Origin of the sequence: Haloarchaeobius amylolyticus (assembly GCF_026616195.1) — an archaeon.
GTDB classification, from domain to species: Archaea; Halobacteriota; Halobacteria; order Halobacteriales; family Natrialbaceae; genus Haloarchaeobius; species Haloarchaeobius amylolyticus.
Genome location: NZ_JANHDH010000001.1, coordinates 1,827,903 through 1,839,895 on the forward strand (window position 1 = coordinate 1,827,903; position 11,993 = coordinate 1,839,895).

Genomic DNA, 11,993 nt, shown 5'->3' on the forward strand with positions numbered 1-11,993 from the left:
GTCGAGTCGAGAACGCTCTTTTCAGCCGGTCTCCGCGTCGGTCTCCTGTCCCTCCGCGAAGTGCGTCTCCGCGATGGCGAACGCGAGCGTGCTGACCAGTCCGAGCAGCGTCCCGCCCGTCAGCACGGCCGCGAGGTTCGAGAGCGACATCAGGCCGAGGAAGAACGCCGAGACGGCGTGCAGCACCGCCCCGATGGCGACGACGTAGAAGGGTGCGTTGAGGTAGCGCCACTCCAGCGTCCCGGCGATGTACTCGTCGGTTATCTGGCCGAGGCTGGTCGTGACGCCGGCGGCGGCGAACCACCGGACCGCCCCGAAGGTCAGGGCCGCGAGCACCTGCGAGGCCGACAGGGCCGTCTCCACCTCGGCCTGGGCGGCCGAGAGGTACTCCGCACCGCTGACGCCACCGACGACCAGCAGGGCGGCCGCGACGACGTACGAGAGCAGGGTCATCCGACCGGCGTAGAGGCTGTTCCGGACGCGCTCGACCGTCCTGTCGAGCGTCTCGCCGAGCCCGAGGCCGCGGGAGATGAGGTAGACCCCGACCAGCGCCGAGGCGAGGCCGAGGACGCTCCCGACCGTGACGTCCATGAACGTCGCGGCGATGGCGAGGGGGTACACCAGCAGGAGGATGCCGATGGGGACGAGCAGGGTCCCGCGGGTCTCGGGGTCGTTCAGGACCTGCTTCATCGTGTAGTACATCGACTCGAGGTCCTGGGCCTGCCGGACGACGACCCGGCGGACGCCGTCGACCTTCACCCGGGACCGGATGACGGGGATGACGGACTCGTCCTGTGCCCCGTCGGTGACGATGAGGGCGGTGACCTCCTCGCTCGTCGAGAGCCCCGCGAGCACCTCGTCGACCTCCTCGCCCACCTTCCGGTTGGCGCTCACGTCGCTCTTCTCGTTCCCGGTGACGGCGGCGACCTCGACCTGCTGGTCGGTGATGGTGTCGAGCAGGTTGATACCCTGGAAGAGGACGTTCACGTCGGAGTCCTCGGGGTCGGCGGTCGCCAGGGCGACGGCGGCCTCTTCGACGTTCTCCCGGCCGACGACGGGCGTCCGGATGCCCGTCTTCCGACCGATGTCGTCGTCGAGGTCGACGCACAGCACGAGCAGCATTCAGTCGATGAGTTCGCCGTTGGCGTTCAAGTGCTTTTGGTTGCGGGCACCCCGTCGGCCGGGACGCGACAGTACTCGTGTTCGTGCAGTCGCCGCGGGGCGTCGGGGTCGTGGGCGGGCAACACCACGGTCGGGCGCTCGGCGGCGAACCGGCAGATGCGCCGCTGGGTCTCGCGGTGCGTGTCGGCGTCCATCGAGACGCCGTCGATGCGCCGGTCGAGGAGGGCCTGCTGGTCGAAGGCGGCGTCGCCCGCCAGGAAGAGTTCGCCGTCGCCGGTGTCGACGACGACCGAGAGGTGGCCGTGGGTGTGCCCCGGTGTCGGGACGAGGAACACCCCGTGGGCGAGGTGGTGCGACGCCGAGAAGGGACCGATTTCGGGCCCGTCGAAGGTGATCAGGGTGGGGTCGAAGGTCGCCGGGAGGTGCTCGCGCAGGGTCCCGTACCGTGCCCCGCCGGCCATCGCGTCCTCGTACTCGCGCCGGGAGCAGACCACCTCGGCGCCGGGCACGTCGCAGAGACCGTCGACGTGGTCGAAGTGCAGGTGGGTCAGGACGACCGTTTCCACGTCGGCCGGGTCGACCCCGTGCCGGCGCAGTTGCGGGTCGAGTTCGTCCTCGGGCGCCACGTCCAGCTGGAACTGCCAGCGGTAGAACCAGCGCGAGAGCGACGGGAAGTACGTCGGCAGGGTCGCGCCGGCCCTGACGCCGGTGTCGACGACGATGGGACCCTCCGGGTGGTCGACGAGCCAGCCGAGGATGGGCAGCGGCTCGTGAAAGCGCGGGTCGAGCGCCCAGCGCAGCGTCCGCATCGCCCGGGAGTTCCCCCGGCCACGGTAGTGCGCCTCCTTCACGTGGATGGAGCCGAACCGGAGAGGGTGAACGTCCATAGGGAGAGCTACGGTGCCGGCCAGCAAGAGGTGTTCGCCGGTTCTCGAGACCTGACGACGGCCACGGCCGGGGGTTTCCCGCGAATCGGGAAGCAACCGTGGCCTACAAAGCCGTGGACACCAACTCTGCCACATGAGCCACCGGGCCGCTGCAGGCGCGTCGTCGCCGTTGACCGGCACCGACGTGACACGCCTGTTCGACCAGGAACGTCTGCACGACCGTCTCGACGCGGGGACGCTCCCCGACTGGGCCGTCGAGCACTACGAGGAGTTCCGGCACACGATGCTCGGCGAGAAGGATGGAACCCCGTTCCCGTGTTACTTCGGCGTCGACTCCGAGAAGAAGGGCTGGGCGCTGTACACGTTCGTCCCCGGCCTCGACGACGAGTCGCTGCTTCGCTTCCGTGACGTGCTGCTGGCGTACCTCGAGACCTACGAACACCACTCCCCGCGGACCTCGCTCGTCGCGTTCTTCCAGCACGACGGCAGCGAGCGATCCGAAGGGGAGTGGTTCGAGCGCTACTGGGACGTCCTCCAGTTCCTCCACGACAACGACCCAGAGCCCTGGCCCGACGAGTTCCCGACCGACCCGGACCACCACCAGTTCGAGTTCTGCTTCGGCGGCGAACCCATCTTCCCGACGGTGCGGGCCCCGAGTTACGAACAGCGCCACAGCCGGCACAACCCGCACGGGCTGGAGGTGACGGTACAGCCCCGCGACGTCTTCGATGGCATCACCGGCGACACCGAGGCGGGCCAGCACGCCCGCGAGGTCATCCAGGGGCGGCTGGACGACTACGACGCGGTCTGCCCGCACGCCCACCTCGGCGACTGGGAGGACGACACCAGCCACGAGTGGAAGCAGTACATGCTGCCGGACGGCGACGAGGAACTCGAGGACTGCCCGCTGGAGGTCCGGGCGTGAGCGACGTCCTGTTGCTGATAGACGCCCAGTGCGGCTTCGACGACCCCGGCTGGGGCGAGGAGCGCTCGACGCCCGAGGCCGAGACGAACATGCAGCGCCTCCTCACCGCCTGGCGCGAGCGGGGCTGGCCGGTCGCCCACGCGAAGCACGACTCGACCGAACCGGACTCGCCGCTGCGCCCCGACTCGCCCGGGAACGCGTTCAAGGAGGGGCTGGAGCCGGCAGGCGAGGAACCGGTGTTCGCCAAGACCGTCAACAGCGCCTTCCTCGGGACCGACCTCGAGGACTGGCTGCGCGAGACGACCCACGACCGCCTCGTCGTCTGCGGCCTCACCACGGACCACTGCGTCTCCACGACGACCCGGATGGCCGAGAACCTCGGCTTCGACCCGGTCCTCGTCGCGGACGCGACCGCGACGTTCGACCGCGAGGTCCCCGGCGGCGGCCACCTCGACGCCGCGGAGAACCACCGGGCCGCACTCGCACAGCTCTCGGGCGAGTTCGCGACCGTCGTCGACACCGACGAGCTAGTCTGAGTCGTCGCTCTCGTCGCCCTCCTCCGACGCCAGTTCCTTCTGTGCCGCGGTGCGCTCGATGTACAGCAACACCCCGAGCCCGAGCAAGACGACGGTGTAGGCACCCGCCGTGAGCAGTGCCTCGGTCTTGCTCGGGTAGACGTCGGTGCGGAAGACGATGATCTTCCGGACCATCGCGATGACGCCGGTGTAGAGGACGATGCGGACGATCTCGGTCGTCTTCGACTTCTGGGCGTACGCCAGGACGGTCTGGTACACCTCGACGATGATGAACAGCAACAGCGCGGTGTCGATGAAGCCGACGACGACGAGCGGGTCGGTGATGTCGCCGTTCCCGACGGCGCCGGCGATCTGCATCCCGAGGTCGAGGACCCCGACCGCGAACAGGAAGACCATCACGACCGCGGCGACGAACTCGATGGCCTGCATGACCACCTCCGTGAGTTCGACCCCGCGGTCGAGGTCGAGGCTGGGTTTCTCGGGCGGGCGCGGCAGATCGGTCGCCATACTGTGTCAGAGGGAGTCTAGCACGAAGAAGTGGTGGACCCCTCACTGGCCGGGGGAGACCGGATGCGAGACAGGGCACTACAACTGGTTCCAGCCGGACTCTTTGGACCCCTCGGCGGCGTCCATCACGTCCTCCGTCCCCTCCTCGTCGTCCCAGCTCTGGTCCGACATGTCGGCCTCGCCGGACCGCGTCCGGTCGCCGACGCCGTCCCCGTCGAAGTCCTCCCCCCGGCCGACGCGGTGGTCGCGCTGCTCGTAGGAACCGCCAAGTCGGCTCCCGAGGTCCGTCGACTCGCTCGACCGGGCGCGAAGGACCGCGACGAGGAAGCCGAGGGCCAGCACGCCACCCGCGACGACGACCGGGAGTGGAGGTTGCATCTCTGGTCGAGCGACGCGCGCGACCCGCCTAAACGTTACGCCCGGTAGACAGGTCTGTTCCGCCGGAACGACGGCGGACCCACGGCACCGAACCCCTGTCATGCACCCGCGAGCCACGCCGATACCATTTCGCACGCTTTTTCCCGCTCGGGGCGGTTATCCTGTACAACGAATGATCTCCAAGGGCTGTGAGCAGTGCGCGGAAGGCGGAAAGATGGTCATGTTCGTCTACGGCTACTGTGACCAGCGCGACTGCTTCTACTGCCCCCTCGGTGAGAACCGCAAGAACGTCACCGACGTCTACGCCAACGAACGCCTCGTCGAGTCCGACGAGGACGTCATCACCGAGGCCAAGCGCATGGACGCGCTCGGCACCTCCATCACCGGCGGTGAACCGCAGGAGGCGCTGGACCGCACCTGCCACTACCTCTCCCTGCTGAAAGACGAGTTCGGCGAGGACCACCACACCCACCTCTACACCGGCATCACGGGCGGCCGCGAGAACATGCGCCGGCTCTCGGAGGCCGGCCTCGACGAGATCCGCTTCCACCCGCCGCTGGAGCTGTGGGGCGACATGCACGGCACCGAGTGGGAGGAGATACTCTACATCGCCCGCGAGGAGGGGCTGACCCCCGCCTTCGAGATTCCGGGCATCCGCCCCGAGGAGGAGTTCCTCGAGTTCCTCGACGAGGGCGCCGCCGACTTCTGCAACATCAACGAGTTCGAGATGAGCCAGGGCAACTACCGTCGGATGCAGGAGGAAGGGTTCGAACTCAAGGAGGGCCACATGTCCGCGGTCGACGGCTCTCGTGAAGCCATCCTCGACGTGATGGGCGACCACGAGCGCGTCTACTTCTGCACCAGCGTCTTCAAGGACGCCGCCCAGCACCGCCGCCGGCTCAAACGGATGGCCCAGAACGTCCGCCGGGAGTTCGACGACGTGACCGACGACGGGACGCTGGTCTACGGGAAGACCTACACCGACCCCGATGTGTTCGAGGCGCTGGGCGTCCCCGAGGAGTTCTACACGGTCAAGCAGAACCACCTCGAGGTCGCCTGGTGGCTGCTCGAGGAGATGATCGAGGACGGCGACGTCGACGACGGCGAGATCGTCGAGCAGTACCCGACCTACGACGGTCAGGTCGTCGAGCGGACGCCGCTGGCGTAGGGTCGCGCACTTCTCGGCTGCCAGTTAGTTAATGTACAGGTAGTGCCATGTGCGTGCCATGAGAGGTTCGCGGCGGGCACTCCTGGGTGCGCTCGGGAGTGGACTGGCACTGGCCGGCTGCCTCCGGCTCGAGAGCGACGGTGGGGGACCGGCGGCGGGAACGACGACCGACACGGCGACGGAGACGACGCGACCGGTCGGGACGGACCCACCGGAGACCGAGGCCACGACCGAGCAACCGGAGCCGGTCACGGCGTTATCGGGGCGCTGGGCGCAGTTCCGGGGCGGCCCGGCGAACGCGGGCGTCGCACCGGACGCGACGGGGCCGACCGGGGAGGTCACGGAGACGTGGCGCTCGTCGCTGCCCGACGGCATCGACGCCTACTCCTCGCCGGTCGTCGCGGACGGGCGGGCCTTCGTGCTCGCCGACGACGCGCTCCTCCGGGCGGTCGACACGAAGGACGGGTCGGTGCTGTGGGAGCAGCAGTTCCCGGCCGACGCCGACGACATCGGGTCGCCGGCGGTCGCGGACGGGACCCTGTTCGCGGGCCCGCTCGACGGCGGGACCTTCTACGCGCTCGATGCGGCCTCCGGCGCCTATCGCTGGCAGACGTCCATCGAGTCCGGGTCGTTCGCCTCCCCGACGGTCGCGGACGGGACGGTGTACGTCGCAGGGACCGAGGGAACGCTGTACGCGCTGGACGCCGCCGACGGCAGCAAACGGTGGGCCTACGACACCGGCGGGCGGACGGTCCTCGGGTCCCCCGCGGTCGTCGACGACACGGTGTACGTCCCGAGCACGACGGCGAACGAACTCCCCGACGGCACCGACGACCTCTTCGACGTGCTGTACTACGACACCTTCTACCAGTGGGGGAACCTCGACGAGGAACCACACGCGACCGCGACCGAACTCGACGCCGAGGGCACGGTCCACGCGGTCGCCACCGGCGACGGAGCGGCGCGCTGGACGCGGACGCTCCCCGACTTCGTCGTCTCGACGCCCGCGGTGGTCGACGGGACGCTCTACGTCGGCTGCTGGGACGCGAACGTGTACGCACTCGACACCGCGGACGGGGCGACGCGCTGGCGGTCGGCCGCCGACGCACCCGTGAGTTCCTCCCCGGCGGTCGCCGACGGGGTCGTCTACTGCGGCGACTGGGCCGGCAACCTCCACGCGTTCGACGCCGCCTCGGGCGGCCGCCAGTGGTTCCTGCCGGTCGGCGAGCACGTCGGGTCCTCGCCGGCGGTCGCGGGCGACACCGTGTTCGTCGCCGGCGACAACAACGCCGTCGTCGGCGTGGCCACCTCCGGCCGGCAGCGCTGGCAGTTCCAGGGCGGGTCCGGCGACTTCAACGCCTCCTCGCCGGCGGTCGTCGGGGAGTCCGTGCTGGTCTGTGGCGACCTCGCGGAGGACACCGACAGCAACACCAGCGCCCTGTTCCGCCTCGACCCGGCCTGAGGAGGGCAGAGGGCGACCGAGGACCGACACTTTTCCGTCGTCCCCCTGTCGTCTCGGGCATGTCCGACGACCGATATCGACTCGGCCTCCTGCTCCTCGTCCTCGGCGGCTTCGTCTGGACGAACACGACCGACCTCCTCGCCGACATCGGGATACTGCTGTTGCTCGCCGGGGTCGTCCTCGGTGGCAGCTGGGCGCTCGAACCGGCGGAGTGATGGCTCGATAGCTCGGTCAGAACGCCTCTCGCGGCGGCACCGCCGCCACCCGCGCCGTCACGATGCCCGCGAACCCGACCGTGAGCACCGCGGCCAGCGTCGCGGTCTCGGAGGCGGCGACGCCGAGGCCGAGGCCGGCGACGACGAGGGTCGCCAGCACGGTCGCGCCGAGCACGCCCCGGGTGGGGAGCCGGTCGCGGGTCAGGTGGTCGTAGGTGCCGAGCGCCGGCAGGAAGGCGAACAGGGCCGTCAGGCCGCCGAGCCACGGCTGCCCGAGCGCGAGGCCGCCGGCCAGACTGGCGAGGCCGAGGGTGGTCCCCGCGACCAGCGTCGGGAGGGGCGGGGGCGAGACGGCGTCGAAGGCGACCGCGTAGGCCGCGGCCGGCATCGCGACGCCGAGGCCGACGAACAGGCCGAGCAGGGGGGCGCCGCCGACGAGGCCGACGAGGGCGCACAGGGTGCCGGCGGCGGCCGCCGCGGCGAGTGCGGGCCGGGGCAGGATGGTGTCGTCCGGGTCGTCGGCGCGGGTCACGGTGTAGGCCGCGAAGGGGTAGAACAGGACGGCCGCGACCCCGACGTAGCCGAGGAACGATGCCGGGTCGGCGACGAGGTCGACCTCGCCGACGAGGACGGGGAAGACGAGCCACGTCGTGGCGAACAGGACGCCGACGACGATGGCGGCTTCGGGGACCCGACGGGACATACTCGCACTCGGGGCGGCAGGAACGAAACGGTGTCGCTCGCGGCGGCCCGTCCGCGCGAGCCGGGTGTGGGCCGCGCTCGCACACGAAATCGGCCGTGACTGTCCGGCTGAGTCGGGGAAGGCGCAAGCGTTTAGACGCCTGCCTCGTTAGTCGTGTCCATGTCGGACTGTCCACTCGCGGACGACTGCCCCAGGTTCGAGGAACGTATCGCCGGAATGGGCTGTGCCCACTACGGGGACCGCGGGGGGATGGAGTGGTGCAAGAACTACGACCAGCCCATCTCGGACCTGAAGACCCAGCCCGTCAAGCCCGGCGAGGAGTACGTCATCGACGTGACGGACATCCACGAGTCCGGGGCCGGCATCGGCCGGACCGACGACGGCTTCATCATCTTCGTCGACGGCGTCCTGCCCGAGGCCCGCGCGAAGGTCGAGATAACCAAGGTGTACAACAACCACGCGCAGGCCGAGGAACTCGAGCGCCTGCCGATGGAGGACGACGAGGACGACGAGGAGGACGAACAGGAGGCAGCCGCCAGCGAGAAGAGCGGCCGCGCCAGCCGCGAGCGCCTCGGCAGCCGCGACAACTTCTGGGGCAAGTAACGCGGCCGACCGCCGCGAGCCACCCCACGGACAGTCCACCGTTTCCACCGACCCTTTTTCGCGTGGCGGGTCCTACGCCGCCACATGGCCGACGAGTTGCCCGACGTAGACGACATCCTCGACGAGACGGGGTTCGCCGCCGCCGAGAGCGTCCTGACGCGCCGGCAGGCGGAGGTGCTCGCGCTCAGGGAGCGCGGGTACGCCCAGGCCGCCATCGCCGAGCGTCTCGGCACCTCCCGCGCGAACATCTCCAGCGTCGAATCGACCGCCCGCGACAACGTCGCGAAGGCCCGCGAGACGGTCGCGTTCGCCGACGCGCTCGCCGCCCCGGTCCGGGTGACGGTCGAGGCGGGGGCCGACCTCTACGACGTGCCCCAGCAGGTGTACGACGCCTGTGACGAGGTCGACGTGAAGGTCCCCCACACCGCGCCGGACCTGATGAAGGTCATCAACGACGCCGCCGGGAGCGCGATCGACGGTCGCGAGGTCGGCGAGAACCTGCTCATCAGCGTCACGACCGACGGGACCGTGCAGGTGCGCCGGCAGAAGGACACCGATTAGGCCGTCGACGTCCTTCCCGTCGGTATGGGTCTCATCCTGCACATCGTCCCCGAGTCCGACTGGGACGACGACGCCGACGAGTACCGGCCGCCGAGCCTCGACGAGGAGGGGTTCATCCACTGCTCGAAGCCCGAGCAGGTCGAGGACGTGGCGAACCACCCCGCGAACGACTTCCCCGACGACTCGCTGCTCGTCTGCATCGACGAGTCGAAGGTCGACGCAGACATCGAGTACGAGGACGGCTTCCCGCACATCTACGGGCCGCTGAACACCGACGCGGTCGCGTCGGTCGTCGAGTTCCCCATCACCGACGAGGGCGAGTTCGGCCTGCCCATCTCGGTCGCGATGGTCGAGGCAGACGTGATAAAGAACTCAGGAACTTAGGGGGATGGGACCGTCTCTCCCGGCATGGACCTGAACCTCGAAGGAGAGGTCGCACTGGTGACCGCGAGCTCGTCCGGTCTGGGGCTCGCGAGCGCGAAGGCACTCGCCCGGGAGGGCGCGAACGTAACCATCTGTGGCCGCGACCCGGACCGCCTCGAGGCGGCCGCCGAGGAGATCGAGAACTACGGTTTCGGCGAGGTGCTCCCCCGCCAGGCCGACATCACCGACCCCGACGACATCACGGACCTGGTGGAGACGACCGTCGAGGCGTTCGGGAGCCTCGACCACCTCGTCACCTCCGCCGGCGGCCCGCCCTCCGGGCCGTTCCTCGACATGACGGAGAAGGACTTCTACTCGGCCTACGACCTGCTCGTGATGAGTGCCGTCTGGACGCTCCAGGAGGCCTACCCGCACCTCGCCGCCAGCGACTCGGGCAGCTGGGTCGCCATCACCTCGACCAGCGTCACCGAGGCCATCGACGGCCTCGTGCTGTCGAACGCGGTCCGCCGGGCGGTCGTCGGCCTCGTGAAGACGGTCGCCCGCGAGTGGGCCCCCGACGTGCGTGCGAACGTCGTCATGCCCGGCGCCCACGAGACCAGCCGCATCGAGGAGCTCATCGAGCAGTCGATGGAGCGCGGCGAGTACGACAGCTACGAGGACGGACTGGCGGACTGGGCGGCCGACATCCCCATGAACCGCATCGGCGACCCGATGGAACTCGGCGACGTGGTGGCGTTCCTCTCGTCGGAGAAGGCGAGTTTCGTCACGGGCGCGTCGCTCCCGGTCGACGGCGGCCGGACGCGAAGTTAAGGAAGAGTCAGAACCGCGATTGCGCCCGTAACTCGGATACGACCTCGCGCACGCGCTGGGCCTCGACCTTCGACACGACCAGCACCCGGTCGTCGTAGGCCGCGACCACGAGGTCGTCGACGCCGACCAGCGAGACGTGTTTCTCGTCGGCCGCGACCACGTTCCCGCTGGCGTCGATGGTGAGCGCATCGCCAAGCACCGCGTTCTCCGCGTCGTCGCCCGTCAGCAGGCGCTCGAAGGCGTCCCACGAGCCGAGGTCGTCCCACTCGAAGTCCGCGGGGACGACGTAGGCGTCCTCGGTGCGTTCGAGGACGGCGTAGTCCACGCTGACGGCCTCGGCGCGGTCGAAGCCCTCGGCCGGGTCCTCGGCGGTGGCGACCGGGTCCAGTGGGGTGCCCTCGCACTCGCGCAGGAAGGCGTCGGGCGTCCACGCGAAGATGCCCGCGTTCCAGAGGAACCCCTCGGCGACGAACGCCTCGGCGGTCGCTGCACCCGGTTTCTCGCGGAACTGCTCGACGGGGGCGACCCCCGCCGCGAACTCGCCGGGTTCGATGTAGCCGTAGCCGGTGGCGGGTCGGGTCGGCTCCACGCCCATCGTCACCAACCCCTCGGTTTCCACTGCAACCTGACAGGCGCGGCCCGCGACGCTCGCGAAGTCGCCCGAGACGTGGTGGTCGCTCGGCAGGCACAGCAGCACGCAGTCGCCGACCTGCTCGCGGATTATGCGGGCCGCGTAGGCCAGTGCCGGCCCGGTGTCCTTCGCGGCGGGCTCGACGAGGACGCCCGCGCTCGGGGCGTGCTCGCGGACCTGGTCGGCGTAGTCGTCGCCCGTGAGGACGTACGTCTCGTCGGCGAAACCGGTGCGGGCGACGGTCCGGGCGAGCAGGGAGTCCTCGCCCCCGAAGGCGTGGAACTGCTTGGGGCGGTCGCTCCTGCTCGCGGGGTAGAGTCTGGTGCCGGTCCCCCCGGCGAGCACGAGCGCGACGGTCGTCACCACGTCTCTATCTGCCCCTCCTGGATGTCCTCGAGACAGCCCTGGCAGTCCGGGTTCTCCGGGTCGAAGCACTCCGGCACGCCAGCGTCGCTCAGCAACACCGCGCGCTTCTCGGCGTAGCGCCGACAGACGAGTCTCGCCCGCCCGTACTCGTCGTGGGGCAGTTTGCTCACCTGCCGGCCGGTCGTGAAGTTCTCGCGGGTCTTCGCGTACTGGCGCCCGGCCGACCGGAACGTCTTGCGGATGAACCGCCCGACGGGGTCGTCGTCCTCGTCGCTCACCGGGGGCACCTCCCGGAGCCGAACGTTCGCATCGTTGTCGCATCGTAGCGGCGCGGGACACTAAGGTACGTCGGTGGGACCCCTTCGCGATGCGAGCCTCGCGGCGGCGAGCGAAGCCTGAAGGACCCACCGGCCGAACGACCAGCCGACCCCGCGACTCGACCCATGTCCTCGCCAGAGACGCCCTCCCTGACCGACCGGAACCGACTGCTCGCCGTGCTCGCCCTCGCGACGGTCTCGGCCGCCCTGAACTACGGCGACCAGGTCCAGTCGCTCGAAGACGTGCTCGTGTGGTTCGCCCTGTTCGTCGTCCTCGGCTACCCACTCATGACGGTGCTCGCGTTCGGTCGTCGGCGCCTCGGGGTGTAGCCGACGACGGCGGCCAGTTTCACTTTCACCGCGCATGCCACACATTAAATACCATCGCGCACCAATCCCGATACGTCTCCCACCGAAA

Annotated in this window: 17 protein-coding genes; 10 read left to right on the top strand and 7 right to left on the bottom strand. The window is 69.7% G+C overall.

Annotation, left to right across the window (positions count from 1 at the left end; translation table 11 throughout):
- Positions 1–21: 21 nt before the first annotated feature.
- Together NOV86_RS09385 and NOV86_RS09390 are read right to left on the bottom strand one after the other, a co-directional pair.
- On the bottom strand, positions 22–1,122 hold the full coding sequence (locus NOV86_RS09385) for a DUF373 family protein (RefSeq protein ID WP_267641083.1): 1,101 nt from the start codon (positions 1,120–1,122) through the stop codon (positions 22–24).
- Positions 1,123–1,148: 26 nt separating this feature from the next.
- Positions 1,149–2,009: an N-acyl homoserine lactonase family protein gene (locus NOV86_RS09390; protein WP_267641084.1), complete on the bottom strand. Its 861-nt coding sequence runs from the start codon at positions 2,007–2,009 to the stop codon at positions 1,149–1,151.
- Between the two features lie 133 nt (positions 2,010–2,142).
- Between NOV86_RS09390 and NOV86_RS09395 the strand changes: the two genes are divergently transcribed.
- Together NOV86_RS09395 and NOV86_RS09400 are read left to right on the top strand one after the other, a co-directional pair.
- The gene (locus NOV86_RS09395) at positions 2,143–2,934 is read left to right on the top strand and encodes a YqcI/YcgG family protein (protein ID WP_267641085.1); all 792 of its coding nucleotides are present in this window, start codon (positions 2,143–2,145) and stop codon (positions 2,932–2,934) included.
- Positions 2,931–3,470 carry a cysteine hydrolase family protein gene (locus NOV86_RS09400; protein WP_267641086.1) on the top strand — a complete coding sequence of 180 codons (540 nt, stop codon included), beginning with the start codon at positions 2,931–2,933 and terminating at the stop codon, positions 3,468–3,470. The genes NOV86_RS09395 and NOV86_RS09400 overlap by 4 nt, the downstream gene beginning before the upstream one ends.
- Here the strand turns inward: NOV86_RS09400 and NOV86_RS09405 are convergent.
- Positions 3,462–3,977, bottom strand: a complete 516-nt coding sequence (locus NOV86_RS09405) for a phosphate-starvation-inducible PsiE family protein (RefSeq protein WP_267641087.1) — start codon at positions 3,975–3,977, stop codon at positions 3,462–3,464. The two genes, NOV86_RS09400 and NOV86_RS09405, sit on opposite strands and share 9 nt — an antisense overlap.
- A 78-nt stretch (positions 3,978–4,055) precedes the next feature.
- Entirely contained in the window at positions 4,056–4,355 is a 300-nt protein-coding gene (locus NOV86_RS09410) for a hypothetical protein (RefSeq protein WP_267641088.1), read from the bottom strand.
- A 172-nt stretch (positions 4,356–4,527) separates the two neighbouring features.
- Here NOV86_RS09410 and NOV86_RS09415 point away from each other — a divergent pair, with 172 nt between their 5' ends.
- From NOV86_RS09415 to NOV86_RS09425, 3 genes are read left to right on the top strand one after another with little or no spacing between them, the layout of a single operon-like run.
- Positions 4,528–5,523, top strand: a complete 996-nt coding sequence (locus tag NOV86_RS09415; RefSeq protein ID WP_267641089.1) for a radical SAM protein — start codon at positions 4,528–4,530, stop codon at positions 5,521–5,523.
- A gap of 58 nt (positions 5,524–5,581) precedes the next feature.
- On the top strand, positions 5,582–6,985 hold the full coding sequence (locus NOV86_RS09420) for an outer membrane protein assembly factor BamB family protein (protein ID WP_267641090.1): 1,404 nt from the start codon (positions 5,582–5,584) through the stop codon (positions 6,983–6,985).
- Positions 6,986–7,044: 59 nt separating this feature from the next.
- Entirely contained in the window at positions 7,045–7,200 is a 156-nt protein-coding gene (locus tag NOV86_RS09425; RefSeq protein ID WP_267641091.1) for a hypothetical protein, read from the top strand.
- Between the two features lie 16 nt (positions 7,201–7,216).
- On the opposite strand, the gene NOV86_RS09430 is transcribed toward NOV86_RS09425, so the two are convergent.
- Positions 7,217–7,903 carry a hypothetical protein gene (locus tag NOV86_RS09430; protein WP_267641092.1) on the bottom strand — a complete coding sequence of 229 codons (687 nt, stop codon included), beginning with the start codon at positions 7,901–7,903 and terminating at the stop codon, positions 7,217–7,219.
- 159 nt (positions 7,904–8,062) lie between these two features.
- Here NOV86_RS09430 and NOV86_RS09435 point away from each other — a divergent pair, with 159 nt between their 5' ends.
- From NOV86_RS09435 to NOV86_RS09450, 4 genes are all read left to right on the top strand, one after another.
- Positions 8,063–8,506, top strand: a complete 444-nt coding sequence (locus NOV86_RS09435; protein WP_267641093.1) for a TRAM domain-containing protein — start codon at positions 8,063–8,065, stop codon at positions 8,504–8,506.
- Between the two features lie 84 nt (positions 8,507–8,590).
- Positions 8,591–9,067, top strand: coding sequence for a Tfx family DNA-binding protein (locus tag NOV86_RS09440; RefSeq protein ID WP_267641094.1), 477 nt, complete (start codon positions 8,591–8,593; stop codon positions 9,065–9,067).
- Between the two features lie 24 nt (positions 9,068–9,091).
- The gene (locus NOV86_RS09445) at positions 9,092–9,451 is read left to right on the top strand and encodes a DUF952 domain-containing protein (protein ID WP_267641095.1); all 360 of its coding nucleotides are present in this window, start codon (positions 9,092–9,094) and stop codon (positions 9,449–9,451) included.
- 24 nt (positions 9,452–9,475) lie between these two features.
- Positions 9,476–10,261 (top strand): SDR family oxidoreductase, encoded by a 786-nt coding sequence (locus tag NOV86_RS09450; RefSeq protein WP_267641096.1) that lies wholly within the window; start codon positions 9,476–9,478, stop codon positions 10,259–10,261.
- Positions 10,262–10,268: 7 nt separating this feature from the next.
- Here the strand turns inward: NOV86_RS09450 and NOV86_RS09455 are convergent, their stop codons facing one another.
- Entirely contained in the window at positions 10,269–11,258 is a 990-nt protein-coding gene (locus NOV86_RS09455) for a mannose-1-phosphate guanylyltransferase (protein WP_267641097.1), read from the bottom strand.
- Entirely contained in the window at positions 11,252–11,536 is a 285-nt protein-coding gene (locus tag NOV86_RS09460) for a DUF7091 family protein (RefSeq protein ID WP_267641098.1), read from the bottom strand. Before NOV86_RS09460 ends, NOV86_RS09455 begins: the two co-directional genes overlap by 7 nt.
- A gap of 165 nt (positions 11,537–11,701) precedes the next feature.
- On the opposite strand from NOV86_RS09460, the gene NOV86_RS09465 reads away from it, so the two are divergent.
- Positions 11,702–11,905: a hypothetical protein gene (locus NOV86_RS09465; protein WP_267641099.1), complete on the top strand. Its 204-nt coding sequence runs from the start codon at positions 11,702–11,704 to the stop codon at positions 11,903–11,905.
- The last annotated feature ends 88 nt before the right edge of the window (positions 11,906–11,993 follow it).

Coding starts and splice junctions, on each gene's coding strand:
- NOV86_RS09385 (WP_267641083.1), bottom strand. CDS start 1,122: ATGCTGCTCGTGCTGTGCGTCGACCTCGACGACGACATCGGTCGGAAG.
- NOV86_RS09390 (WP_267641084.1), bottom strand. CDS start 2,009: ATGGACGTTCACCCTCTCCGGTTCGGCTCCATCCACGTGAAGGAGGCG.
- NOV86_RS09395 (WP_267641085.1), top strand. CDS start 2,143: ATGAGCCACCGGGCCGCTGCAGGCGCGTCGTCGCCGTTGACCGGCACC.
- NOV86_RS09405 (WP_267641087.1), bottom strand. CDS start 3,977: ATGGCGACCGATCTGCCGCGCCCGCCCGAGAAACCCAGCCTCGACCTC.
- NOV86_RS09410 (WP_267641088.1), bottom strand. CDS start 4,355: ATGCAACCTCCACTCCCGGTCGTCGTCGCGGGTGGCGTGCTGGCCCTC.
- NOV86_RS09415 (WP_267641089.1), top strand. CDS start 4,528: ATGATCTCCAAGGGCTGTGAGCAGTGCGCGGAAGGCGGAAAGATGGTC.
- NOV86_RS09420 (WP_267641090.1), top strand. CDS start 5,582: ATGAGAGGTTCGCGGCGGGCACTCCTGGGTGCGCTCGGGAGTGGACTG.
- NOV86_RS09425 (WP_267641091.1), top strand. CDS start 7,045: ATGTCCGACGACCGATATCGACTCGGCCTCCTGCTCCTCGTCCTCGGC.
- NOV86_RS09430 (WP_267641092.1), bottom strand. CDS start 7,903: ATGTCCCGTCGGGTCCCCGAAGCCGCCATCGTCGTCGGCGTCCTGTTC.
- NOV86_RS09435 (WP_267641093.1), top strand. CDS start 8,063: ATGTCGGACTGTCCACTCGCGGACGACTGCCCCAGGTTCGAGGAACGT.
- NOV86_RS09440 (WP_267641094.1), top strand. CDS start 8,591: ATGGCCGACGAGTTGCCCGACGTAGACGACATCCTCGACGAGACGGGG.
- NOV86_RS09445 (WP_267641095.1), top strand. CDS start 9,092: ATGGGTCTCATCCTGCACATCGTCCCCGAGTCCGACTGGGACGACGAC.
- NOV86_RS09450 (WP_267641096.1), top strand. CDS start 9,476: ATGGACCTGAACCTCGAAGGAGAGGTCGCACTGGTGACCGCGAGCTCG.
- NOV86_RS09465 (WP_267641099.1), top strand. CDS start 11,702: ATGTCCTCGCCAGAGACGCCCTCCCTGACCGACCGGAACCGACTGCTC.